Source organism: Anaerotignum sp., assembly GCF_017483025.1.
Taxonomy (GTDB): Bacteria; Bacillota; Clostridia; order Lachnospirales; family Anaerotignaceae; genus Anaerotignum_A.
This window is the reverse complement of record NZ_JAFUMA010000025.1, coordinates 15,050-40,072: the sequence shown is the minus strand read 5'-3', so window position 1 is coordinate 40,072 and position 25,023 is coordinate 15,050. Positions and strand designations below refer to the sequence as shown.

The window sequence follows — 25,023 nt, the reverse complement described above, 5'->3', positions numbered from 1 at the left end:
GGATCCCGAAAAAACATCCCCTTACGAATTCTATCAGTACTGGAGAAACGTTGGCGATAAAGACGTTGAAAAATGTCTGGCTCTGCTGACATTCCTGCCTATGGATGAAGTTCGCCGTCTGGGCGCTCTGGAAGGTGCTGAAATCAATAAAGCAAAAGAAATCTTGGCATTTGAACTGACAAAAATCGTTCATGGCGAAGAAGAAGCAACAAAAGCCCAGGAAGCTGCAAGAGCCCTCTTCGGCAAAGGTGCTGCAACTGCAGATGCTCCTTCTACAGAAATCCCCGCTGCTGATTTTGCAGAAGGCATGGATATCCTGACACTGCTGACAACCATCAAAGTCGTTCCTTCCCGTTCCGAAGGCAGACGTGCCGTACAGCAGGGCGGCGTAAAACTGGCAGAACAGCCCGTCAAAGATGTTGATTTCAAAGTAACAACAGATCTGTTCACAGATGGCAAGCTGCTGGTGCAGAAAGGCAAAAAGACATTCCACAATGTTATTCTGAAATAAGAAAGACATCAGAAAAGGATAGGACAAATGTCCTATCCTTTCTTTTTATTTTAAAATAAAATTCTTCAATTCTCCTGTCGTATGTACCAGATGCACCGCTCCTGCTTCTTTCAGGAAATCCTCATTTCGGAATCCCCAGCAAACGCTGACACAGTCCATCCCAGCATTTTTCGCAGTTTGGATATCCACTTCTGAATCCCCCACATACAAACAATCTCCTATCTTCACACCAAGCCGTTCTGCCGCCGCAAAAACCATATCCGGCGCAGGTTTTCGATGGATACCATCCGCTTCCCGTTCTCCTGCCGCTGCATCAATGTATCCCGGGAAATATTTTTCGCATAATCCCTTCACAGCCAAATCAAATTTGTTAGAAACCACGCCAATTTTCAGACCCGCTTTCCGCAAGTCTTTCAGCAGTTCCAAAACTCCACTATAAGGCCCCGTTTTCACTTCCATATGGGCCTTATAATATGCCTTATATTCCTCCAGATATTTTTCAAAATCCGCTTCTGAAATCTCTTTTGGCAAAGCCGCTTTCATCAGTCGTTCACTGCCGTTCCCCAGAAATCTGCGTATCTCTTCCTTATCCCGCAGGGGAAGTCCATATTTTCCCAAAATCATATTTACACTATCTGTCAAATCATCCAGCGTATCTAATAATGTCCCATCCAAATCAAATAAAACCGCTTGATATCTCTCCATTTCTTCACCTCATTTCTTCCCTATTTTACCTTTCTTTTATAATCATTTCAATAATATCGTTTTTGTATGTTTTTTTCATATAAGCCCTTGCTAATTTATTCCAACGGGTCTATAATATATTTGAAAAGAAACTTCTTTTCCAACCAAACAAACCCTCAGTCTTTTTAAAAAAGACTGTCGCAACTTTTTTCTTTAAAGGAGGAATTCTTATGGCAAAAAAAGTATTAATGTTAGCAGGCGACTTTACAGAAGATTATGAAACAATGGTACCTTTCCAGGCAATGGAAATGCTGGGTTATCAGGTAGACGTTGTATGCCCTGACAAAAAAGCAGGCGACATTATCCGTACAGCAATTCACGACTTTGAAGGCGAACAGACATACTCCGAAAAGAGAGGTCATAACTTCGCTCTGACAGCTGATTTCGATGCTGTAAATACAGCTGATTACGAAGGTCTGTTCATCACAGGCGGTCGTTCTCCCGAATATCTGAGACTGACTCCCAGAGTAATTGAAATCGTTCAGGAATTCTTTGCAGCAAATAAACCCGTTGCAGCAATCTGCCATGGCCCTCAGATCCTGACAGCTGCCAACGTACTGAAAGGCAAAAAAGCAACAGCATACCCCGCAGTTGGCCCCGATATCACACTGGCTGGCGGCGAATATGTTCCCGTTGAAGTAAACGAAGCTGTTGTAGATGGCAATCTGGTTACATCTCCCGCATGGCCTGGTGACTCTGCTATCGTGAGAGAATTTGTAAAACTGATGGGCGCTAAAATTGAAATCTGATCCCATTCCTTACATAACATCTTCCTAAGTTAAAAAAGCAGGGAGGACTTTTCTTCGGAATTGCCCTCTCTGCTTTCTTTTTGCTTTTTTGGTTCAGCGCAGTACGTTCCGCACTTCCCATATGCCTTTTTTCTCTTATTTCAGTTTCACAGGTACCTTTTCTTCGATCCATATCTTCCCTACCTGCACACCACAGTCATACACCAGCACCTTCACCCCTGCTGCCGCCGCATCTCGCAGGGCTTCCGTGAATTTTGCGTCCCGCTCTTCGTTTGGTCTGAATTCTTTGATCCCCTTCATCTGGATTACAAACAGCACCGCCGCTTCATATCCTTCTTCTTTCGCTTTGATGAGTTCCCGAAGGTGCTTTGTTCCTCTTTCCGTTGGCGCATCAGGAAACATAGAGATACCATCCTCTTCCAGCGTCACCCCTTTTACCTCAATGAAGCCCTTTTTCTCTCCCTTTTGAAAATAAATATCGAATCGGGAATTCTCATATTTCACTTCCCGCTTCAGAAAATCCACTTCGCCGATTTCTTCTATTTTTCCTTCTGCCAAGGCTTCCGCCGCCATCTGGTTGGGCGCCTGGGAATCCATATTCACCAGCATATCCCCTTTGTAAACAGCGATCAGAGAATACTTCGTTTTTCTCCCTTCTTTGTCTGCTTCCTCCAGAAAAACGCGCGCTCCTTCAGTCAACAATTCTTTGCATCTGCCTGTATTTTTTACGTGTACCATTTCTTCCTGCCCGTTCAGTTCCACAAATGCTGTGAAGCGGTTCACTCGACGCAGGAATCTGGCTTCGATCATTTTTCCATACTCCATCTTTTTCACCTCCAGTTTATTTTATCATAACCATTCATTGAAAGACAGTTTCCCCTTTGGTATGATATAGAAAAGTTTCCAAATTGAAATGAGGGATGAAAATGGATTTCTACGAAAAGCCTGTATCGCTATCATGCAACTGGAAACGGGCATCATTGATTCCTATCCCGAGATCGTTGCTTATGATGCAGACGGAAACTATATTACTTTGCAAATGGCAAATTTCCCTTAAATAAGGTATAGTTGCCAGTCTTGTACTTTCTCCCATTTTATTTTATAATAAAGGCTATGAAAAAATTTGAAATTCAGAAAGGAGTCCTTCTTGTGTCTAATATTGCATTAGAAGAAAAAATAAAAAATCTCTCTGCAGATTATATCTATCAGCAGGCGGTGGGCTCTCTGCTCCTGATGCTGATGAGCGCCATGGAAGATGCAGAAAAAGGCGTAACAGCCCTGCCCTATGAAATCCCCGCAGATGTAAAGGAAATCAAAGATGAGATCAAGGCATATCTCATCCGCCTGGAAGATTTGCTGGACAGCGATGTAGAATCCCGCAGGGATGCTCTGGAAGACTGCATGGAACTGAAAAAACGTCTGCTTTCCATCTACGAAACCATCTACAGCTACTTCTCCCAGTGGAACATCATCTCCACTCTGGTCAGCGATCAGGTCGCTCTGCGCAAATATAAAGAAGACGGTGTTTCCCAGAAACAGGTGGAATGGTCCCTCTTCTTTGCAGACTGCCATGCTTTCATGGAAAGCGCAGAAAATCTTCTTGACCAGAAAAACTATATGGGCCAGATCCTGAAATGCATGCCCATGTATATGACAAGAGATAAATACTATGACAACGTTCGCGCGTCCCTGGATGCGGCTTTTGCAGGGGAAAGCAAGGAATTTATCGAAGTTTCCCTGAAAGCCTTCGAAGGCTTCTGCAGCCCTCAGGAAAACCCTCTTTATGGCAAATATTTCCCCGAAGTCGCAGAATGGATCGGTCAGAAGCGCATGTCTCTGCCTCACAAAATGTCCGACGAAGAACTTTCCGATCTTTATGAAGAACTGAAGGAAGTTTTTGAAACACTGGAACAGATAGAGGAATATTTCTCCTGCATCCTGCATGATATCAATTCTCTCATCCTGCTGCTCTACCTGACCTATTCCTTCAAGGATATCACAGAAGGCAGCGCAGCCTATGCCGACCTGTATCATACCGTATGCGCTTTCATCGGCGATCAGTTGACTCTGACAGAAAAAGCAGCATATCTGGATACCCTGACAGAACAGCTGGAGGCAGCCGTAGAACCTGTTATCGACAAAGCCAATGCCATCGGCAAGGAAGAATATGAACTGCTGCAGAAAGCAGGCTCTTTCGCAGGCTTCTCCGATGATACAAAGAAAGTTCTGATGATGGAAGAATTCATCCGCGAATGTTTCTTCGGTGATTTGAATGATGAACTGTTCCATTTCGATCTGCCCGAAGACCTGCCTGCTGCCACAGCAGAAGAAAAGAAAGCACTCTTCGATGCTTTCATCGCAAAAACAAGAAACCACTTCGATACTCTGCCCGCTCAGACCAGAAAACTGGCGATGCAGAATCTGACCGGTGCCCTGCCTCCCATCTATTCTGTCCATGATGTGATGGATATGATGATGGAAGCCATTGATAAGGCATCCTCCGAAGAACAGAAAGTTCTCATCGTAGATAAAGTTGGCATGGTATTCAGCGACAACGGCTGGCAGTCTATTACAGAACATGCCCACGATGACAATTGCGGCTGCGGTCACGATCATCACCACAATCACCACCACGGTCACGACTGCAGCTGCGGCCATGACCATGAACATCATCACCACCACGATCATGACTGCGGCTGCGGCCACGATCACGACCATCATCACCACCACTAAGGCTGAAAAAGGAGGTAACTCATATGTTTGCATTCAATCACTATAACTATAACGTTCTGGACTTGGAAAAAAGCATGAAATTCTATGAAGCCGCTCTGGGCCTGAAAGAAGTACGCCGCAAGGAAGCCCCTGATGGCAGCTGGATCCTGGTTTATCTGGGTGACGGCAAATCCGACTTCACACTGGAACTGACATGGCTGAGAGACCGCAAAGAACCCTACAACCTGGGCGAAAACGAATTCCATCTGGCGTTCATTGCCGATGATTTTGATGCTGCCCATGCAAAACATAAGGAAATGGGCTGTATCTGTTTTGAAAACCCCGATTTCGGTATCTATTTCATCAACGACCCTGATAACTACTGGATCGAAATCATTCCTGCAAAATAAGTCAAAAAATCCAAGGTAATCTGCCTTGGATTTTTATTTTATCCTGCCGCAACCGCCCGTTGCTTTCCTTCCATCTTCTATCGTGCTATACTTTTTACAAGGTGGTGAATACAATGGAAACAAAAGATATTATCCTTGAACTGAGAACAAAAAAAGGGTTGTCACAGGATGCCCTTGCCGAAAAAGTTCATGTAACAAGACAGGCAGTATCCCGTTGGGAAAACGGCGATACCATTCCAAATACCGAAACATTAAAACTGCTTTCAAAACTGTTTGATGTTTCCATCAATACCCTTTTAGGTTCTCCTCAGAAACTGATCTGCCAGTGCTGCGGTATGCCCCTTGAGGATTCCAACATCAGTAAAGAAATAGATGGTTTTTTTAATGAAGAATACTGCAAATGGTGTTATGCAGATGGGGAATATATGTATCATAATATGGATGATTTAATCGATGTTTGCGTAGAACACATGGCCAATGAAACGTTTTCTTCAGAACAGGTTCGGACATATATGAGAGATCTGCTGCCAAAACTCAATTATTGGAATCAATATAAAAATTTGGATGGTGCAGAAAAGTTTGAGGAATTTAAAAAGCAGCTTATCGATGAAATCAATGCTCTGCATATCGAAGGAATGCCTAAGGTTGAAAAACTCAACGCACTTGTTGGCGGATATATCAATCTTGAATACAGGCTGCCGAATGGAAAATATATAAAATTTTTAGATGATGGAGCAACTTATTTAGGAAATCAATTAGAATGTGAATTCGGCGGTGACCGCTGTTTCGGCATCGCTGCAAATATGGATTTCCTTCTGGTATGCACCTATGAAGCCAACGGAGCAAATCCGGAACTCGTCGTTTATAAAAAAAGATAAAGAAAAAAAGCCAAGCTGTTTCCAGCTTGGCTTTCTTTTTTATTTCTTATTTTTTCAGCTGTGCCAGTCTTTCTTCCACCTGTGCCAGCATTGCTTTATATTTTTCTTCTTTTGCTTTTTCTTCTTCGATTACGTGAGCGGGTGCTTTCGCAACAAAGCCCTGGTTTGCCAGTTTCTTTTCTACACGTTCTACTTCCTTCTGCAGTTTTGCCTGTTCTTTTTCCAGACGTTCGATTTCTTTTTCGAAATCAACCAGTTCTGCCAGAGGCATGTAAATAGTAGCATCTTTAATCACAACAGATACAGCATCTTCGCCGATGCCGGCTTTGTCTGTCTGTACTGTTACTTCGCTTGCATGGCCCAGTGTCTTGAAGAATACTTTAGAATGTTCGAAAATGTGGCGAACTTCTTCGCTTTCAGAAACAACGTAAACGTGTACTTTCTTGGAAGGCGCAACGTTCATTTCCGCACGGATGTTACGGATATTTCTTACTGCTTCCTTGATGGCGTCGATTTCATTTTCGTTTTCTTTGTAGTTCCATTCTTCTTTATATACAGGCCACTGAGAGATCATGATGCTTTCTTCTGCATCCTGAATATGCATGAACAGTTCTTCTGTGATGAAAGGCATGAAAGGATGCATCAGCTTCAGGGCATTGATCAGAACCTGTTTCAGTGTCCACAGGGCTGCATCTCTTGTGCTGTCTTCTTTGTTGTACAGACGAGGTTTCACCATTTCGATGTACCAGTCGCAGTATTCATCCCAAATGAAGTCATATACTTTCTGCGCAGCCAAGCCCAGATCGTATTTGCTCAGATTTTCCTGTACTTCTTTTGCCAGTGTGTTTACCTTGGACAGGATCCATTTATCTGCAGATGTCAGCATCAGGAACTTAGGCTCTTCTTCTTCCATATTCATCATTACGAAACGGGAAGCATTCCACATCTTATTGCAGAAGTTTCTGCAGTTATCCAGTCTTTCCCAGTAGAAACGCATATCATTACCGGGCGCATTACCTGTGATCAGCATCAGGCGCAGAGGGTCAGCGCCGTAGTTTTTGATAACTTCCAGAGGATCGATACCATTGCCCAGAGATTTGGAGAACTTACGGCCCTGGTCGTCACGGATCAGACCGTGGATCAATACATCATTGAAAGGTCTTTCGCCGATCTGTTCCATACCGGAGAATACCATTCTGATTACCCAGAAGAAGATGATATCGTAGCCTGTTACCAGCACGCTTGTGGGATAGAAGTGTTTCAGTTCTTCTGTATCATGAGGCCAGCCCAGTGTGGAGAAAGGCCACAGGGCAGAGCTGAACCATGTATCCAGCGTGTCTTCGTCCTGTCTGATATTTGCGGAACCACACTTTTCGCATTTGCCGGGGTTTTCTTTCGCTACTGTGATATGACCGCAGTCGTCGCAGTAGTATGCAGGGATTCTATGGCCCCACCACAGCTGACGGGAAATACACCAGTCGCGGATATTTTCCAGCCAGTGCATATAGATCTTACCGAAACGATCGGGAACAAATTTCAATTCCTGATCCTGGTATACCTTCATTGCAGGTTTTGCCAGTTCTTCCATCTTAACGAACCACTGCAGTTTGATCATGGGTTCGATAGCAACGTGGCATCTTTCGTGGCAGCCTACAGCGTGGTTGATATCTTCGATTTCTACCAGATAGCCTTCTTCATCCAGCTGTTTTACGATTTCTTTTCTGGCTTCCATTCTGTCCATACCAGCGAATCTGCCAGCCAGTTCATTCATAGTGCCGTCGTCGTTCATAACACAGATACGAGGCAGATCATGTCTCAGGCCAACTTCAAAGTCGTTAGGGTCATGGGCAGGTGTGATTTTTACAACACCTGTACCAAATTCTCTGTCTACATATTCATCTGCAATGATGGGAACTTCTTTATTCAGAACAGGAACAATACATGTTTTGCCGATCAGATGCTGATATCTGTCATCTTCAGGATGAACAGCAACGGCTGTATCGCCCAGCATTGTTTCAGGTCTTGTTGTTGCCAGTCTCAGTTTTTCATCGGAACCAACAATGGGATAGTTGATATGGTAGAAATGACCCGCCATATCTGTATGTTCTACTTCTGCGTCAGAAATCGTCGTCTGGCATTCAGGACACCAGTTGATAATCTTTTCACCACGGTAGATGTAGCCTTTTTCATACAGTCTTACGAATGTTTCCAGAACGGCTTCGGAGCAGCCTTCGTCCATTGTGAAACGAACGCGGTCCCAGTCGCAGGAGCAGCCCAGTTTACGCAGCTGGTTCAGGATGATGCCGCCGTATTCTTCTTTCCATGCCCATGCTCTTTCCAGGAAACCGTCACGGCCTACGTCTTCTTTTGTCAGGCCTTCGGAAGCCATTTTCTGAACAACCTTCAGTTCTGTGGAAATGCTTGCATGGTCGATGCCGGGTACCCACAGGGCATTGTAGCCAGCCATTCTTTTCCATCTGATCAGGATATCCTGCATGGTGTTATCCAGGGCATGGCCCATGTGCAGCTGACCTGTGATGTTCGGGGGTGGCATTACGATACAAAAAGGTTCTTTTGTTTTATCTACTTCTGTATGGAAATATTTCTTTTCCATCCATTTGTTGTAGAGCTGTTCCTCTACAACAGAGGGGTCAAAATTCTTTGCCAACTCTTTCATATTTGTTCCTCCTGTTTTTTATTTCACTGTGAATATAAAAGAAAAGCTTCCGTCCCTAGAAAGGACGAAAGCTCGCGGTACCACCTTAATTCCCGCCCAAAAACGGACGGACACTTTTACGGTCTGTAACGGGACCTCCCGTTTTCGCCTACGCAGTTACCCTTCGGCGAAACAACTCCAAAGCTACCTTCCACATCTTTCCAACAAAGGGCCTTTCAGCCGATGAGCCCTTCTCTCTGAGAATTTCGGATGTGTACTCCTCTTTTTCTCTGTCTTTCACAGTGTTGTATTTGTTTCTATACCTAAAAATTCTATTCAATTTTACCAGTTTTGTCAAGCCTGTTTTGGTAAATCTTTTGTATACTTGCGGATAAATACAAAATAACGGGGCTTCCAAGGAAAGAATCTCCAGAAAAGCCCTGTTTTATTCCAATATGTATTTATTCTCTATCCTTTGGATAGCGGGAAACATTCAGCAAAATACCGATCATCGCCATCAGGAACAGCAGTGACGTACCGCCGTAGCTGACGAAGGGCAACGGCTGCCCTGTGTTGGGGATGGTATTCGTAACTACGCCGATATTGATAATGGACTGGAATGCGATAACAGCCGTGATGCCCGTTGCTACCAGCATACCAAAGCTGTCCTTGGCATTGATGGCAATGCGGATGCCGCGCCAGATCAGTACTGCAAACAGAATGATAACCAACGCCGCCCCAATGATGCCCAGTTCTTCGCAGATGATGGCGAAGATGATATCGTTATAGGCTTCTGGGATAAAGGTCTTCTGTCGGCTCTGCCCCAGGCCAAGGCCGAATAAACCGCCGGACGCCACCGCATACAGAGACTGAATCGTCTGGAAACCCGTACCCGTAGGATCGCTCCAAGGGTCCAGCCAGGTCTGGATACGGCCTAATCTGTATCGGAACTGTGGCAGCAAAATAGCGATGCCGCAAAGGGGTACTGCAGCCGCAATGGCTGCCCCGAAATACCATACACGAGGGCTGGCAACAAAAAGGATCGTCGCGCCCATCAACCCTACCAAGAGCGCTGAAGAGAAGTTGGACACAGCAATCAGGGCTACAGGGATCAACAGGACCACACAGGCCTTTGCAAATCCCTTGATATTCGCCATTTCCTTTCGATGTTCCATGACATATACGGAAAGATACAAAATTACTGCGATCTTCGTAAATTCCGAAGGCTGGAAGGACAAGGAACCTACACCCAGCCAACGCTTCTGACCGCCGGCTTCAATACCGATAAATGGCAGCGCCAACAGGAACAGATTGGAAAGCCAATATGCCAGCCTTGCAAAGCGTTTCCAGAAATTATATGGTACATTCATCATAAACAGCATCGCACAAATGCCCAGTACCGCCCAAAGGCTTTGTCGCTTCAAAAAATAGAACATATCGTTGTTGAAACGTTCACTGGTCATCGTATAATAATAACTGGAGCTAAAGATCATGACAACGCCAAAAAGCACCAGCGTCAGCACGATGAACATGACCGTAAAATCATATCCCAAAGGCTTGATATACTTCCGCTTCGCGGTTTTCTTTTTTGGTCTGCCAGGATTCTTACCCATTTTTACACCTCATTCAGAGAGTTTTATTTCAAATAACCTCTTACCTGTTCCTTGAACATATCGCCGCGCTGTTCATAGTTATCAAACATGCCCCAGCTTGCGCATGCAGGAGAAAGCAGCACGCAGTCACCTGCTTCCGCTTTTGCTCTGCATAAGTCTACGGCTTCCGCAAAAGTTTCGCAATCGGAAATTGCTGTAAAGCCAAATTTTTCTGCGGATTCACGTACCTTAGGCGCTGTTACGCCGATCAGTACCAGATGTTTTACTCTGCCGGGGAAAAGCTGTGTCCATTCATCAAAGGAACTGCCCTTGTCATAGCCGCCGCCGATCAGTACGATAGGTTTTTTCATAGCCAGTACCGCACGAATGGATGCATCCACATTTGTACCCTTAGAGTCGTTATAATAATCTACGCCATCCACTGTGGCAACGTATTCGATTCTGTGTTCCACGCCTGCAAAAGCCTTCAGCACGCTTCTGATGGTATCCAGAGGGATATTGGCACAAATGGCTGCTGCCGCTGCCATGACGTTTTCATGGTTGTGTACGCCCAAAATCTGCAAATCATTTACATTGATCAGTGTTTCGTTGATGCCATTCCAGCGCACTTCGATAGTTTCCCCATCCAGATAGATGCCTTCTTCCAGTTTTTCGGAAGAGCTGAAGAAAAATACCTTTGCCGCTGTTTTGTCTGCCATTTTTCTGCAGGCTTCATCACCATAATTCAGGATACAGAAATCTTCTGCTGTCTGTTTTTCAAAGACTCTTTCCTTCATGGCAATGTAAACTTCCATGGTTTTATGTCTGTTCAGATGGTCAGGTGTAATATTCAGCACTGCGCTGATGTGAGGATGGAATTCCTTTGCCTTTTCCATCTGGAAGCTGCTGATTTCCGCAACGACCCAATCGTTTTCTGTCAATCTCTGCACTTCATCGCTGTAGGGGATACCAATATTGCCTACGACTGCTGTGTTGCCATAAACAGCCCTCATAATTTCCCCTGTCAGTGTTGTTGTCGTTGTTTTGCCGTTTGTGCCTGTGATGGCTGTGATGGGGCAGGGTGTCAGGCCATAAGCCAGTTCCACTTCACTGATGACAGCCACACCTGCCGCTTCTGCCGCTGCAATAAAGGGCAGATCGCAGGGGATGCCGGGGCTCAGAACGATGACATCCTGTTCACAGGCAATATCGTCAGGGTTCGCGCCAGTGTAAAGCACGATGCCCTCCTTTTCCAAAGCAAGCACATCCGCAGCGATATCTTCTCTTTTCTTCATATCCTGCAGCGTTACTTCAGCGCCCAGTCTTTTCAGCAGTTTTGCCGCAGCAATACCGCTTTTGGCCATACCGCAGACCAGCGCTTTTTTACCATTGTATTCCACAATTAATTCCTTCTTTCCAATTTCTATTACAGGAACATATATTTACAGCCCAGGAAACCAACCAGACACAGCAGCGCTGTTGCCACATAGAACAGCGTTACGACCTTGGTTTCTCTCCAGCCGCATTTTTCCAGATGATGATGGAAGGGAGCCATCTTAAACAGACGTCTGCCTTCGCCGTATTTTTTCTTTGTGATCTTGAACCAGCCTACCTGCAGCATAACTGTGATGGATTCCCACAGATAGATGAAACCTACGATAACGATGAAGATAGGCATTTTCAGGATGAAAGCTGTGGAGGCCACAAAACCGCCCAGCGCCAGGGAACCTGTATCCCCCATAAATACCTTCGCAGGGTAAGAGTTAAAGATCAGGAAGGCCATCAGACCGCCCATGATCGCGCCGCAAATCGGCGCTACTGTGCTGCCTGCTGCCCATGCAACGATCATAAAGAACGCCGCCACCAGCAGTGTGACACCACTGGAGAGACCATCCAGACCATCTGTCAGGTTTACGCCGTTTACGGTACCCAGAACTGCCACAAACAGAAAAGGAATGAACAGGATACCCAGATCCAGCATCATGCCGTTTGTAAAAGGTACGTAAATCGCTGTGCCAATGCCGCTTCTCAGAACATATGCACAGAACAGACCGGTTACGATCAGCTGCAGCAACAGTTTCTGATAGGCTCTCAGGCCCAGAGAACGTTTTTTCACCACTTTGATATAGTCGTCCAGAAAACCGATCACACCGTAGCACAGTGTCATCAGCAGGATGGCTGCACCGTCTGTATTCCCTTTCAGGAAGAAGAAGCCCGTCACTACGAAAGCGATCAGGAAGGATACACCGCCCATGGTAGGGGTACCCTGCTTCGCCAGATGGCTTTCAGGACCGTCATCGCGGACATTCTGACCGAATTTCAGTTTTCTCAACATAGGGATCACGATTGGACATAAGATAACGCCAATCACGAAAGATATGATAATGGCATAGACTGCCTGTTCCAAAGAACCCACTTTAGTTCACTCCTTGCAATTTATCTACTGTTCTGGACAACCCTGTAGAAAGGGATGCTTTTACCAGCACATTGTCTCCTTCTTTGATCAGAGACAGACCATTTTCCCAGAACTCTTCCTGTGTATTATAGCAGTATACCTCTGTCATACCGCCTTCTTTTGCGCCTGCTTCCATACAGTCGTTCCATTTGCCGATGCAGATCAGTACATCTGTGCCTTTTTCCGCTGCATACGCGCCCACTTCCTTATGCATGGCAGGGGCGTAATCTTCCAGTTCGCCCATTGTGCCCAGAACAGCTACTTTTCTGCCCTCTGCATTCGCCAGAACATCCAGCGCAGATTTCATGGAAACGGGGTTTGCATTATAAGAATCGTTCAGAATTGTCAAACCATTGACATCCTTCATCAGTGTCATTCTTTTCTTTGTAGGTGTAAAGGAATCGATACCTGCTTTGATCTGTTCCAGAGTCAGGCCCAGTTCCACGCCAACTGCCGCTGCAGAAAGAGCATTCAGCACCATATGTTCCCCGGGAACAGGAATGGTAACGGAAACGGAACCGATAGGCGTATGCAGAGTGCATTTTGTCTGTTCCAGACCGACCACTTCGATTTCATCTGCATAGAAATCTCTTTTATTTTCCACGCCGAACCATTTGATTGTGTGAGGCAGTTTACCTTCCAGGGTCTGCAGCATATCATTGTCTGCATTCAGGATGGCAACGCCATCTTTATCCAGATGATCCAGCATTTCGCATTTTGCTTTCAGGATACCTTCTCTGCTGCCCAGGAAGCCGATATGGGCAACGCCAACATTGGAAATGACACCGATATGAGGGCGCACTGCTGTAGCAATTCTATCCAGTTCGCCAAAATGGTTCATGCCCATTTCGATAACTGCCGCCTGATGATGGTCTTCGATGCGGAAAATCGTCAGAGGCACGCCTACTTCGTTGTTATAGTTACCATCTGTCCACAATGTATCATATTTCTGGGACACAACGGATGCGATCAGGTCTTTTGTTGTTGTTTTGCCAACGCTGCCCGTGATACCGATATAGGGGATATCGAACAGATCTCTGTAGTAAGCCGCCAAATCCAGCAGCGCTTTGCCAGTATCGGGTACCAGCAGCACGATAGCGCCGTTTGTGGGCGCAACCACCTTCTGGGACAGACATGCTGTCACGCCGTTTTCAAAGCACTGGGGCAGGAAATCGTGACCATCTCTCACTTCACCAATACGCGCAACGAAAAGAACGCCTTCCTTTGTTTCGCGGGAATCCTGTGTCACATGCCAGATCTCTTTATTCAGCGCCGCTTCCATATCGCCCAGAGCGATCATCTGGGCGCCTGTTGCCTTGATGATTTCTTTTACTGTAATCTTTTTCATAAGCAATCCTCTCCAAACGCTTTGCGTACTTCTTCCATATCGTCGAAATGAATGGTTTTGTCGGGGAAAATCTGATAGGTTTCATGTCCCTTGCCTGCGATGAGGATCACATCCCCTTCGCCTGCCAGTTCCACCGCTCTTACAATAGCCGCTCTTCTGTCTACGATCTTTTCATACGGACAATCCGTTTTCTTTACGCCAACTTCCACATCATCCAGAATTGCCGCAGGGTCTTCTGTTCTGGGGTTATCGGAAGTGATGATGCAGTAACCTGCCAGCTTGCCGCCGATTTCGCCCATGATGGGACGTTTTGTTCTGTCTCTGTCGCCGCCGCAGCCAAATACGGCAATGACTTTACCTTTTACGAATTCATTTGCTGTGTTCAGCACGTTTTCCAGACCATCGGGTGTATGGGCATAGTCCACAACTGCCTGACAGCCTTTTTTGCTGCGTACCGTCTGGAATCTGCCGGAAACACCGGGGTTTTCCGTCAGCCCTGCCACAACATCCTCTACCGCAATGCCCAGCACCAGGCATGCACCTGCAGCACCCAGCGCATTATATACACTGAATCTGCCAGGGGTGTGCAGTTTTACAGGATATTTCTTCCCCTGCCAGATCATATCAAAGGCTGTGCCTTCTGCAGAAATATCAATATTTTCCGCCATCAGGTCGGCTTTATTATCAACACCGATGGTCAGCACTTCGCCCTTGCTGTGGTCTTTCATATAGCTGCCTGCAGCATCGTCCATATTAATGACGCTTTTCGCTGCCCGTTCAAAAAGCAGGCCTTTCGCCGCTTTGTAGTTTTCCATCGTTTTATGGTAATCCAGATGATCCTGTGTCAGGTTTGTGAAGATAGCAACGTCGAATTCGATGCCATCTACCCTGTGCAGGTCAAGGGAATGGGAAGAAACTTCCATCACCACATCTGTCACATCTTCATCCTTCATCTGTCTGAACAGTGCCTGCAGTTCCTTAGATTCGGGTGTTGTTCTTTCTGCATGGAGCACTTTGTCGCCAATACGGTTTTCAATAGTACCAACGATACCCACTTTTCTGCCCACTCTGTCCAGAATGGATTTCATCAGGTATGTGGTGGATGTTTTGCCGTTTGTGCCAGTTACGCCAATGGCGTTCATTTCTTTAGAGGGGTGTCCATAGAAATTGGCAGAAGCCACCGCCAGCGCCACACGGTTATTTTCTGTAACAATAACTGTCACATTTTCAGGCACGCCTTCTACTGTATGCTCGCACAACAGTGCCGCCGCACCTTTTTCCACCGCCATGGGGATATATTTGTGTCCGTCTGTCTGGAATCCTGTGATACAGACAAACAGGCTGTCTTTTTCTACCTTTCGGGAATCATACTGGAAATCGGAAATTTCCACTTCCACGTTCCCTTGCTGCACTTCATAAGAAATGCCTTCTAAAAGCTGTTTCGATTTCACTTTTACAGCCTCCTTTCTTTTCCGGCAATTGGGAATACTATCACACAATAAACCAACTTAAAGTATACCATATTTATCTCCAAAACCCAAACCTTTTCCCCATATTTTCTTGAAAAATACAGACAAAATCTATCATTCCATCGATAAGATAACTTTCGTCCCTTTATTTACTGTTTCCCCTGCTGGCGGTGTCTGCCTTACGATGGTTTCGCCCTCTTTTTCCACTTCTGCTGAAAGCCCTGCCTGGAACAAAGCATTTTTCGCCTCACCCAGTGTCATTCCTGTCAGATCAGGCACAGTCGTTACGGTTTCCGCCGCTTCTGCTGCTTCTTTTTCGTTATACTGAGGTTCAATGCCCAGATAAGGCAGGATATTCTGCAGCAGTTCCTGCATCACAGGCCCTGCCACCGTGCCGCCATAATACACACCCTGAGGCTCATCGATCAGCACCAATGCCATCACCTGGGGGGCTTCCGCCGGAGCAAAGGACATAAAGGAAGCAATATACTTCCCGCTTCGTCTCGGCAGTTTTTCAGAAGTGGCTGTTTTCCCGCCAATGCGATATCCGGGAATATAAGCCTTGCTCCCCGTCCCTTCAGAAACGACGCTTTCCAGAATGGTTTTCATCGTCTCGGAAGTTTCCCGGGAAATAACCTGTTGCCCCTGTTCATACTGGAAATTTTCAATGATATTTCCTTCCTCATCAGCAATGCCCTTGGCAAAATGGGGCGTAATGAGATTGCCGCCATTCACAATGGCAGAAGCTGCTCGCAAAAGCTGCAATGGCGTAATTTGGAAAGACTGCCCAAAACTCATAGTCGCCAATTCTACGGGGCCGATATTCTCCAGTTTGTGGATGATACCCGTTGCTTCTCCCGCCAGGTCTACGCCCGTTTTCTGGGCAAAACCAAATTTCTGCATATATTCCAGAAAGGTTTCCGCCCCCAATCGTTCCCCCACCTCCATAAATACGGGGTTGCAGGAATTTTGTACTCCCTGCACGAAGGTCTCCGCTCCATGGGTTCTGGGATATCGCCAGCATTTGATCTGTCTGTCTCCCGCAATATGGAACCCACGGCAGAAAAAGCTGCTTTCCGGCGTAACAACGCCTTCTTCCAGCCCCGCGGAAGATGTGACGATCTTAAAGGTACTCCCCGGTTCGTATGTATCATTGATGGCGGTATTTCGCCACATCTGGTTCAGGTAATTATTCTGTTCCTCCTGAGAAAAGGTATCCCACACAGCCGCCAGCTCCGAATCATTAATGGTGAAAGGGTCGTTTAAATCAAAAGTGGGATAATTCGCCATGGCGTAAATTTCCCCGTTTTGTGGATTCAAAATAATGATAACGCCCCGCTTTGCTCCTTTCGTTTCCACGGCCTTGGCAATGGTCTGCTCCGCATATTGCTGCATCACTACATCAATGGTCGTTACCAGATTTTGCCCATCCACGGGGGCGATACGCTCCTGCTCGCTGTCCACTTCATTCCCACGAGAATCCGTCAGGGTCAAAATTTTGCCCTGTTCCCCTTCCAGCATTTCGTCATATTTTGCTTCCAGCCCGATGATGCCCTGATTGTCTTTCCCAACGAAGCCGATGACCTGTGCCGCCAACTCAGAATAGGGATAGACCCGCTGCACATCCTCGTCCACCTCTACGCCGGGGTAGCCCGCCTTGCGAATAGCAGCTGCCGTTTCCGTGTCTACCTTGGTTTTGATGCGCACCAGCGCCACCTTCTGTTTCACTTTTTCCAAAACATCTTCGTATTCCAATTCCAGCGCATCCGCCAGAAACTGTGCCGTTTTCTCCTTTTCTTTCACCTGCACAGGAATGACACTGACCGCATTGACTGTCTCCGTCAAAGCAATGCCCTCTCCGTTTCGGTCAAGGATAGAGCCCCGCTTCGGCGTAATCAGTCTGTCTCTGGTCTGCTGTTCGTAGGCCATCTCCTGCCAGCCCTCTGCTCGAAAAAGTTCAATAAAAACCAATCGTCCCGTTAAAAGCAAATATCCAAACATAGCGCAGAAAAGGAAGATCAGCAGTCTTTTCTTTGCTCCGATTGTCGGTTTCTCCATACAAAACACCCCTGTCTCTCCAATATCCTAACTATATTTTATAAGAGAGACAGGGTGTCTATGCTTTTCGTTATTCAGTTGCTACTGCGTTGTTTGTGGGGTGTTTCCTTCCGGTTCTTCCACTTCTTTCTTCGTCAGGGTGATCGTGATCTCACTGCCTTCCTCTACGGAAACACCGTATTTCGGGTCTTGGGCCGTTACAGTGCTATTCGTGGTTTCACCATTAAATACCACCTCAAAGCCCGCATCGGAAAGGGTCTTGACCGCTTCACTATAGGTCTTGCCCATGACATCCGGCACCTTCACTGTGCCGCTGTCCGATTCGGATTTGGCAACATACAGGATGACCTCACTGCCGACCTCCACCTTCGTGCCGCCTTTGGGCACCTGATTGGTGATGGTGTTGCCTGTGCCCACAACTTTGTAGTTCAAGCCTTTGCCATCCAGATCCATGGTCACATGATAGGTGCTACTGCCAACATAATCGGGCATCGTCACAGTTGCTTTGCTGCTATTCAAGGTAGATGTTTCTTCTGTGGATTCTGTAGGTTCCAGATTTTTATATTTGATGATGTTTTCCATCAGCTGTTTTGTCATAGTTGCTGTGGTCTGTACGCCATCGGCATAATCTTCAGGCAGATGGATGACACTGAATACCAGATACTGGGGATTTTCCGCAGGGAAATATGCCATATGGGTCAATGTCCAGGAAGAATCGCTGGTACGGGAACCCTGTTCAGATGTACCGGTTTTACAGCCGATAGAATAACCGGGGATGGCGATTTTCTTCGCTGTACCATGGTCAACCGTTGCTTTCAGGGCCGTGCGCACGTAATCAGATGTTTTCTGGGAAATCACTTTTCTCACCACTTCTGTTTCCTGTTCCATCACAACAGAACCATCACCATCCACGATCTGAGAAACCACATAGGGCTTCACCAGATTGCCGCCGTTGATGAGGGCAGAAAATGCTGTTGCCATCTGAATGGATGTACAGTTGAAGGTCTGCCCAAAGGCACTTGTTGCCAGTTCTACAGGCCCCAGTGCAGATTCGGAGTGGAGGATACCCAATTCCTCACCGGGCAGGTCAATGCCCGTTTTCTGACCAAAGCCAAATTCTCTCTGATATTTATAGAATTTTTCCGCCCCCAGCTTCTGGGCGATCTGAATCACACCGGGGTTACAGGATTGTGCCATGATCTCTTCCACAGAGATCGTGCCATGTCCACTATGCAAATGACAGCCGATGTCTCTGTCCGCAACGGTGATCTTGCCACCACAGTAGAAGGTAGAATTCGTGGAGATCACGCCTTCTTCCAGTGCCGCCGCTACGACCAGTGGTTTGTATACAGAACCAGGTTCGTATGTATCACTGATACAGAAGTTTCTCCATGTCGTATTCAGATAATTGCTTTTTTCTTCGTCCGTCATAGCTTCCCATGTTTCCCGGAAAGTCTCATCTGCTTCCAGTTCCACAGGCTCATCAGGGTCGTTCAGGTCGAAGGTATCCGCAGATGCCATAGCATAAATTTCCCCCGTATTGGGATTCATAACAATAGAAGCCACATTCTGAGAAGGCCATGTTTCCATGGTTTCCTTTACAGCCTGTTCCGCATACTGCTGGATGGTATAGTCCAATGTAGTCACGATAGTATTGCCATCCTGAGCCGCATAATCCTGATAGGTCACTGTATCCGCTCCCTGATACAAGATGAAGGAGCGACCGGGCGTGCCTGTCATTTCATCGTTATAATAGCCTTCCAGTCCCCAGGTGTTATTAAAACCAATCAGGTGGCATGCCAGTGTTTTCAGAGGATAGGAACGTTTGCTGGTCTGTTCATAATAAACCCCCAGCAATTTTTTCGCTTCCAGCTCTTCCTTGACGCTTCTTTCCACGCCCTTCACCAGATATTTCCAATGGGTAGGGGTATTGATCTTCCCTGTTTCTGCATTCTGCGTAATGTGATACTGCAGGTCTTCATACTTCAAATCAGGGAAATATTCACACAAGGTATCGAAAGTCTTTTTCGTTTCCTTTTCATCATTTTCCTCTGCCAGCTGCAGGGGGTCCAGAACAACATTGTAAACCGCTGTAGATACGGCCAACACCTGTTCATTTCTGTCCAGGATACTGCCGCGGTTGGCTGCATTCACCAGGTCATAACGATTGATCTGCTGATTTTTTACAGCCGTTTCAAATTCCGCCCCGTGGGCCACCTTCCAATATACGACTCTGCCAAAGAGCACAGTCAATATAGCCATAAACACAAAAAGAATAAAAGCAAATTTTTGATTCGCTTTTATTCCCCGAGTCTTTCTTCTCATCTATCATCAATCCTTTTTAAAGAAATTTGTGATCTTATCCAACAAGGATGCACTTTCCGCCGCATCATCCGCATCATACTGCACGGTGTAGCTCTGTTTGGGCACATCAATATAAACCACCTGATAGGACTGGGGCTCGCTCATGCCCAATCTTTCTGTGGCTTCCTGCTTGATATAGTCCATATCCAGCTGTTCTGTCAGTTCTGCTTCCAGAATGGCATTGGCAGATTTCAGGTCTTCCAGGGTGCTTCTCTGTCTGCGCAGGGAAACTTCCGCATTGTCTACGACCACATGCATCCCCATAAAAGCGATACAGCCAATAAAGAGCACCAGCGCCACGCCCAGCATTTTTACGGAAGAGATGCGATTTTCTCTTGCTTCTTCTCTGGCGATGCGCGCCGCTTCTTTGCGTCGCTCTTCCTCTTCCTCACGTACGCGGTAAGGGGTATAATCTGGCTGCAGTTCGTAGGCCACGTTGCCATAGGTATAGTAGGAACCGGTATTTGTGCGGTTTCTGTCATGATATCTTTTTGCTGCCATATTCTCCCCTCCTTCCCTTGGTTATTTCTGTTTTCAGTCGTGGGCTACCCCTTCCAGCACGCGCAGTTTTGCGCTTCTGGAACGAGGGTTCACTTCCAATTCTTCTTTACTGGGTAAAATAGGCTTTCTGGTTACCACCCTGCCTAAGGGCTGTTTCCCGCAAACACATACAGGAAACTGGGGTGGACAGATACAGGGATTTTCCTGCTTTCTAAAAGCATCCTTTACGATACGATCTTCCAGAGAATGGAAGGTGATGATGCAAAGTCTGCCGCCTTCATTCAATCTTTCTGAAACATCATCGATGGCTTTCTGCAAAACATCCAGTTCTCCATTTACTTCGATACGGATTGCCTGGAAGGTTCTTTTTGCAGGATGAGGGCCATCTTTTCTGGCACCCTTAGGCACCGCCTTTTTGATGATATCTACCAATTCGCCCGTTGTTTCAATCGGGCCATTTTCTCTTTCTTTCACGATAAACTGGGCGATACGTCTTGCCCAGCGTTCTTCGCCGTAAGTGAAGATGACTCTGTCCAGTTCATCCTCATCATATTCATTGACCACATTGTATGCGCTGAAGGGCTTGTCCGGATTCATACGCATATCCAAAGGTGCGTCCTGCTGATAAGAAAAGCCGCGTTCCGCTTCATCCAGCTGATGGGATGAAACGCCGATATCCATCAGCATGCCGTCGATTTTTTCTATGCCAAGCTCGTCCAGGATATTGGCGATATTGCCAAAGTTATCCCTTACGAAGGTGATTTTATCCTTATGCTCAGCCAGTCTTTTCCCTGCCGCTTCGTGGGCATTGGGATCCTGGTCGATGCAGATAAGACGACCTGTTTCAATTTTTTTGGCGATCTCCAGGGAATGGCCGCCGCCGCCCATGGTGCCGTCTACGTAAATGCCGTCAGGCTTGATATTCAGATTATCGATGCACTCGTTCAGGAGTACGGAAACGTGATGAAAATTCATACCCGACTACCTTTCTATACTAAATTAAATTCCTAAATTCTCCATTTCAAACGCCAGCTCATTACTGATGTAATCTTCTTCGTCGCTATAATCGTTCCAGTTATCCTTATTCCAGATTTCAATGCGGTTATTTACACCGATGGAAACGATATCTTTCTTCAATCCTGCATATTCTCTCAGGTGAGGAGGGACCATGATACGACCCTGGTTATCCAGTTCGCATTCCACCGCGCCCGCAAAGAAAAAGCGCACGAATTTACGCGCGCCAGGATTCGTCAGAGGAAGCTGTTTCAATTTTTCTTCAAAAATCTTCCATTCCTCCTGGGGGTACGCAAAGAGACAGTTATCCAGGCCTTTTGTCACAACGAAATGCTCGCCAAGGCCTTCTCTGAACTTCGCAGGAACGATCAAACGCCCTTTTGCATCAATAGAATGTTGATATTGTCCTAAGAACATCTCGCTGTCACCACCTTTCGCCACTTTCTCGCTTTTATGGTGTTTTTCCACCACAAAAAACCACTTTGCGCCACTTTTAACCACATTGTAATATAAGCGTAACGAAAAAACAACCCCAAAACAGTTTTTTTCTTAATATTTTTTTTACAGAAAAAGCCTGATTTTCAAGGCTTTTCCCCATAAAAAAAGGAGAGCCCCCACCACTCTCCACCAAAAATCAAAATCCACCACACTTTTTTCCCTCCACCACTCTCCACCACGGAGCGTTTTTTCCACCAAAACGCAAAAAAAGAACCCAGAAAATAAATTCTGAGTTCTTTTTTATATCTGCTTATTTGTTTTCCTTATAGAATTCCGCCAAAGCCTTGAAGCCGGGCAGAGCGCCTTCAATGGTTTCAGGAGATACGCAGTAGGAAATACGGATATAGCCAGGACAGCCGAAACCGCTGCCGGGTGTCAGCATGATGCGATATTCCTTTGCTTTATCTACGAATGCCTTATCATCTTCAATGGGTGTTTTCACAAACATATAGAAAGCACCATCGGGCTTAGGCAGCTCATAGCCATATTCGATCAGGGCATGATACAGGCGTTCTCTGTTTCTGTCATAGAAATTAATATCTACCACTTCTTCACAACATTCCGCACAAACCAGCTGCTGCAGGCCGGGTGCATTGATAAAGCCTGTAATGCGTGTTGCCACCGCAACAGCCGCAACGATATTTTCAAAATCTTCCACATCATTTCTCAGGGCCAAATAACCAATACGGTCGCCGGGCAGAGAAAGAGATTTGGAGAAGGAATATGCCACGATCGTATTTTTATAGAAATCAGGGATCCAGGGCACTTTTGCGCCATCATATACCAGTTCTCTGTAGGGTTCATCAGAGATCAGATAAATGGCGTGGCCGAATTCCTTTTCTTTTTCTGCCAGCACATCAGCAATGGCCTTGATCGTTTCTGCGCTGTAAACAACGCCTGTGGGGTTGTTGGGGTTATCGATCAGGACCGCTTTGGTATTTGCTGTCACACATTCCGCCAGCTTCGCAGGGTCAGGTTGGAAAGTGGGAGGATTGGGAGGAACTGCTGTCAGTGTACAGTTCACGTTATCCGCATATCTGTCATATTCACCAAAATAAGGAGCAAATGTCAGCACTTCCTGACCGGGGTCCATCAACACCTTCAGCAGGCAGTTGATGCCGCCGGCAGCACCTGTACACATCATGATGTTATCTGCACCATAGTTTTCACCGAAACGGCGGTTCAGGCTGGCTGCAATCTTTTCTCTGGCTTCGATAAAGCCATTATTGGGCATATAATGGTGCAGATACCAGGGGTCTGTTTCATTCAGAACCTTGATGCTTGTCTCTCTGATGATATCGGGAGCTGCCAAATTGGGGTTGCCCATACCGAAATCATACACGTTTTCTGCGCCATACATTTCTTTCAAACGCGCCGCTTCGGAATACATGCTGCTCATGGCAGCACTTCTTTCCAGCAGTTTCGTCATTCTATCAGAAATCATGTTGATTCGCCTTCTTTCATTTATAATTCTCCACCAGGTATTCGATGGCTTCCACATACCCCTGGAAGCCCTTTCCCATGATGGTTTTCACGCAGGCTTTCCCTGCGTAGGAGATCTGACGAAAATCCTCTCTTGTCTTTACGTCAGAAATATGCACTTCCACTGCAGGCAGCATCACTGCCTTCAGCGCATCCAGAATGGCTACGCTGGTGTGGGTATAGGCCGCAGGATTGATGACGATACCATTGGTACCATCAAAATATGCCTGCTGGATACGGTCTACCAGATCCCCCTCATGGTTGGACTGATAGATCTCCCCTTCGATGCCCTTTTCAGCAAAAGTCTTTTCGACCAGATTTTTCAGGTCCTCATATGTTTCCGCACCATAGATATTTTTTTCACGGATGCCAAGCATATTCAGGTTTGGTCCATTGATGACAAGCAGCTTCATCAAATCGCCTCCTTATGCTTCCGAGTAGCAGCCCAGGAAGGACAGGCTTTCTGCTGCCTGTTCGATATCCTTCAGCACTGTCATCATTTCAGGAGAGAATACGGAACCATCCAGGTCGAAATAGAAACGGAATTCGAAATCCTTGCCGGGGATAGGACGGCTTTCCAGTTTGCACAGGTTGATGCCGCGGCAAGCGAATTTACCGATCATTTCATGCAGGGAACCGGGTCTGTGGTCTACAGAAAGCATCAGGCTGATCTTGTTGGAACCGGCATAAATTTCCATATCCTTTGCGATACAGATAAATCTTGTGTAGTTGTTTTCGTTGTTCTGTACGCCGTCTTTCAATACATTCAGGCCATCCAGCTTTGCACAGTCTGTAGAAGACAGGGCTGCGATGTCTGTTCTGTCGCTTTCCGCTACATATTTTGCAGCGGTTGCTGTATTTTCGAAAATCGTTACTTTCACATTGGGATTTGCTTTCAGGAAGTTGCTGCACTGCTGCAGAGCCTGGGAATGAGAAATCACTTCTTTTACATCTTCCAGTTTTACGCCGGGTTTTGCCAGCAGCGCATGGCTTACGTGCAGCTTCAGGCTCTTAACGATGTAGAATTTATGACGAACCATCAGGTCGTATACTTCTGTTACGGAACCGGCAGAGCTGTTTTCGATGGGCAGTACACCATATTTGCACAGACCGGATTCAACAGCATTGAAAACGCTTTCGAAATTGCTGAAATACATCTTGCTGGGTATGCCAAACAGTCTGTCGCATGCTCTTGCTGCGTAGGAACCTTCTACGCCCTGGCAGGCAACAACTGCTTTTCTGGGGAATTCCATGCGGGGATCTGCAATGTTTTTCAGAATTTCTTCGGACAGATCTGTTTCCTTTGTCAGCATGCCCGCCTGATAGCTTTTGCTGATGTCAAACATTGTCTGATACAGTTTATTGATATAAATTTCGAATTCTTCGCCGGCTCTTTCCATGACCTTTTCCAGAACAGCCTGTTCTCTTCTCAGATCCAGTACAGGCAGATTCTTTTCCGCTTTTGCGCTGGCAACATCTGCAGCCGCTTTCATACGTTCTACAAACAGATCAACGATCTGATCATCAATGGCATTGATTCTCTCTCTTACTGCATTCAAATCCATAGTATTTTTCCGCCTTT

General features: G+C 46.3%; 21 protein-coding genes and 1 other annotated feature. Of the genes, 5 read left to right on the top strand and 16 right to left on the bottom strand.

What is annotated here, in order from left to right; all coding sequences use genetic code 11:
* On the top strand, positions 1 to 511 hold a 511-nt coding region (locus IJ369_RS02445), incomplete at its 5' end, for a S4 domain-containing protein (RefSeq protein ID WP_290715577.1).
* Positions 512 to 556: 45 nt separating this feature from the next.
* Here IJ369_RS02445 and IJ369_RS02440 read toward each other — a convergent pair.
* Entirely contained in the window at positions 557 to 1,216 is a 660-nt protein-coding gene (locus tag IJ369_RS02440; RefSeq protein ID WP_290715574.1) for an HAD family hydrolase, read from the bottom strand.
* Positions 1,217 to 1,425: 209 nt separating this feature from the next.
* Between IJ369_RS02440 and IJ369_RS02435 the strand changes: the two genes are divergently transcribed.
* Positions 1,426 to 2,004 (top strand): DJ-1/PfpI family protein, encoded by a 579-nt coding sequence (locus IJ369_RS02435; RefSeq protein ID WP_290715572.1) that lies wholly within the window; start codon positions 1,426 to 1,428, stop codon positions 2,002 to 2,004.
* Between the two features lie 135 nt (positions 2,005 to 2,139).
* On the opposite strand, the gene sfsA is transcribed toward IJ369_RS02435, so the two are convergent.
* Positions 2,140 to 2,829, bottom strand: coding sequence for a DNA/RNA nuclease SfsA (gene sfsA, locus IJ369_RS02430; RefSeq protein ID WP_290715570.1), 690 nt, complete (start codon positions 2,827 to 2,829; stop codon positions 2,140 to 2,142).
* Between the two features lie 324 nt (positions 2,830 to 3,153).
* Here sfsA and IJ369_RS02425 point away from each other — a divergent pair, with 324 nt between their 5' ends.
* The 3 genes from IJ369_RS02425 to IJ369_RS02415 all read left to right on the top strand — a co-directional run bounded on the left by IJ369_RS02425 (position 3,154) and on the right by IJ369_RS02415 (position 6,004).
* Positions 3,154 to 4,737 (top strand): hypothetical protein, encoded by a 1,584-nt coding sequence (locus IJ369_RS02425; protein ID WP_290715568.1) that lies wholly within the window; start codon positions 3,154 to 3,156, stop codon positions 4,735 to 4,737.
* A 23-nt stretch (positions 4,738 to 4,760) separates the two neighbouring features.
* Positions 4,761 to 5,126 (top strand): VOC family protein, encoded by a 366-nt coding sequence (locus tag IJ369_RS02420; protein WP_290715566.1) that lies wholly within the window; start codon positions 4,761 to 4,763, stop codon positions 5,124 to 5,126.
* A 113-nt stretch (positions 5,127 to 5,239) separates the two neighbouring features.
* A complete protein-coding gene (locus IJ369_RS02415) occupies positions 5,240 to 6,004 on the top strand; it encodes a zinc ribbon domain-containing protein (RefSeq protein ID WP_290715563.1) in 765 nt (254 codons plus the stop codon).
* 46 nt (positions 6,005 to 6,050) lie between these two features.
* Here the strand turns inward: IJ369_RS02415 and IJ369_RS02410 are convergent, their stop codons facing one another.
* From IJ369_RS02410 to IJ369_RS02345, 14 genes are all read right to left on the bottom strand, one after another.
* Positions 6,051 to 8,681: a valine--tRNA ligase gene (locus IJ369_RS02410; RefSeq protein ID WP_290715561.1), complete on the bottom strand. Its 2,631-nt coding sequence runs from the start codon at positions 8,679 to 8,681 to the stop codon at positions 6,051 to 6,053.
* Between the two features lie 57 nt (positions 8,682 to 8,738).
* Positions 8,739 to 8,960, bottom strand: a binding site (T-box leader).
* A gap of 161 nt (positions 8,961 to 9,121) precedes the next feature.
* Positions 9,122 to 10,273: a putative lipid II flippase FtsW gene (gene ftsW / locus IJ369_RS02405; RefSeq protein ID WP_290715559.1), complete on the bottom strand. Its 1,152-nt coding sequence runs from the start codon at positions 10,271 to 10,273 to the stop codon at positions 9,122 to 9,124.
* Between the two features lie 23 nt (positions 10,274 to 10,296).
* Positions 10,297 to 11,652 (bottom strand): UDP-N-acetylmuramoyl-L-alanine--D-glutamate ligase, encoded by a 1,356-nt coding sequence (gene murD, locus IJ369_RS02400; protein WP_290715557.1) that lies wholly within the window; start codon positions 11,650 to 11,652, stop codon positions 10,297 to 10,299.
* A 26-nt stretch (positions 11,653 to 11,678) separates the two neighbouring features.
* Positions 11,679 to 12,668, bottom strand: a complete 990-nt coding sequence (gene mraY / locus IJ369_RS02395; RefSeq protein WP_330612900.1) for a phospho-N-acetylmuramoyl-pentapeptide-transferase — start codon at positions 12,666 to 12,668, stop codon at positions 11,679 to 11,681.
* A 1-nt stretch (position 12,669) separates the two neighbouring features.
* Positions 12,670 to 14,055: a UDP-N-acetylmuramoyl-tripeptide--D-alanyl-D-alanine ligase gene (locus IJ369_RS02390; protein WP_290715555.1), complete on the bottom strand. Its 1,386-nt coding sequence runs from the start codon at positions 14,053 to 14,055 to the stop codon at positions 12,670 to 12,672.
* On the bottom strand, positions 14,052 to 15,506 hold the full coding sequence (locus tag IJ369_RS02385) for a UDP-N-acetylmuramoyl-L-alanyl-D-glutamate--2,6-diaminopimelate ligase (protein ID WP_290715553.1): 1,455 nt from the start codon (positions 15,504 to 15,506) through the stop codon (positions 14,052 to 14,054). The genes IJ369_RS02390 and IJ369_RS02385 overlap by 4 nt, the downstream gene beginning before the upstream one ends.
* Positions 15,507 to 15,638: 132 nt before the next feature.
* On the bottom strand, positions 15,639 to 17,582 hold the full coding sequence (locus IJ369_RS02380) for a penicillin-binding transpeptidase domain-containing protein (RefSeq protein ID WP_290715550.1): 1,944 nt from the start codon (positions 17,580 to 17,582) through the stop codon (positions 15,639 to 15,641).
* 81 nt (positions 17,583 to 17,663) lie between these two features.
* Positions 17,664 to 19,844 carry a penicillin-binding transpeptidase domain-containing protein gene (locus tag IJ369_RS02375; protein ID WP_290715547.1) on the bottom strand — a complete coding sequence of 727 codons (2,181 nt, stop codon included), beginning with the start codon at positions 19,842 to 19,844 and terminating at the stop codon, positions 17,664 to 17,666.
* A 69-nt stretch (positions 19,845 to 19,913) separates the two neighbouring features.
* Positions 19,914 to 20,447, bottom strand: coding sequence for a hypothetical protein (locus IJ369_RS02370; protein ID WP_290715546.1), 534 nt, complete (start codon positions 20,445 to 20,447; stop codon positions 19,914 to 19,916).
* A gap of 33 nt (positions 20,448 to 20,480) precedes the next feature.
* Positions 20,481 to 21,422 (bottom strand): 16S rRNA (cytosine(1402)-N(4))-methyltransferase RsmH, encoded by a 942-nt coding sequence (gene rsmH / locus IJ369_RS02365; RefSeq protein WP_290715544.1) that lies wholly within the window; start codon positions 21,420 to 21,422, stop codon positions 20,481 to 20,483.
* Between the two features lie 24 nt (positions 21,423 to 21,446).
* Complete coding sequence (gene mraZ, locus IJ369_RS02360; protein ID WP_290715579.1) at positions 21,447 to 21,878, bottom strand: division/cell wall cluster transcriptional repressor MraZ; 432 nt, start codon at positions 21,876 to 21,878, stop codon at positions 21,447 to 21,449.
* Positions 21,879 to 22,209: 331 nt separating this feature from the next.
* Positions 22,210 to 23,403: a pyridoxal phosphate-dependent aminotransferase gene (locus IJ369_RS02355; protein WP_290715542.1), complete on the bottom strand. Its 1,194-nt coding sequence runs from the start codon at positions 23,401 to 23,403 to the stop codon at positions 22,210 to 22,212.
* 16 nt (positions 23,404 to 23,419) lie between these two features.
* The gene (gene aroQ, locus IJ369_RS02350; protein WP_290715540.1) at positions 23,420 to 23,854 is read right to left on the bottom strand and encodes a type II 3-dehydroquinate dehydratase; all 435 of its coding nucleotides are present in this window, start codon (positions 23,852 to 23,854) and stop codon (positions 23,420 to 23,422) included.
* A 12-nt stretch (positions 23,855 to 23,866) separates the two neighbouring features.
* Positions 23,867 to 25,006, bottom strand: a complete 1,140-nt coding sequence (locus IJ369_RS02345) for a bifunctional chorismate mutase/prephenate dehydratase (RefSeq protein ID WP_290715538.1) — start codon at positions 25,004 to 25,006, stop codon at positions 23,867 to 23,869.
* Between the last annotated feature and the right edge of the window lie 17 nt (positions 25,007 to 25,023).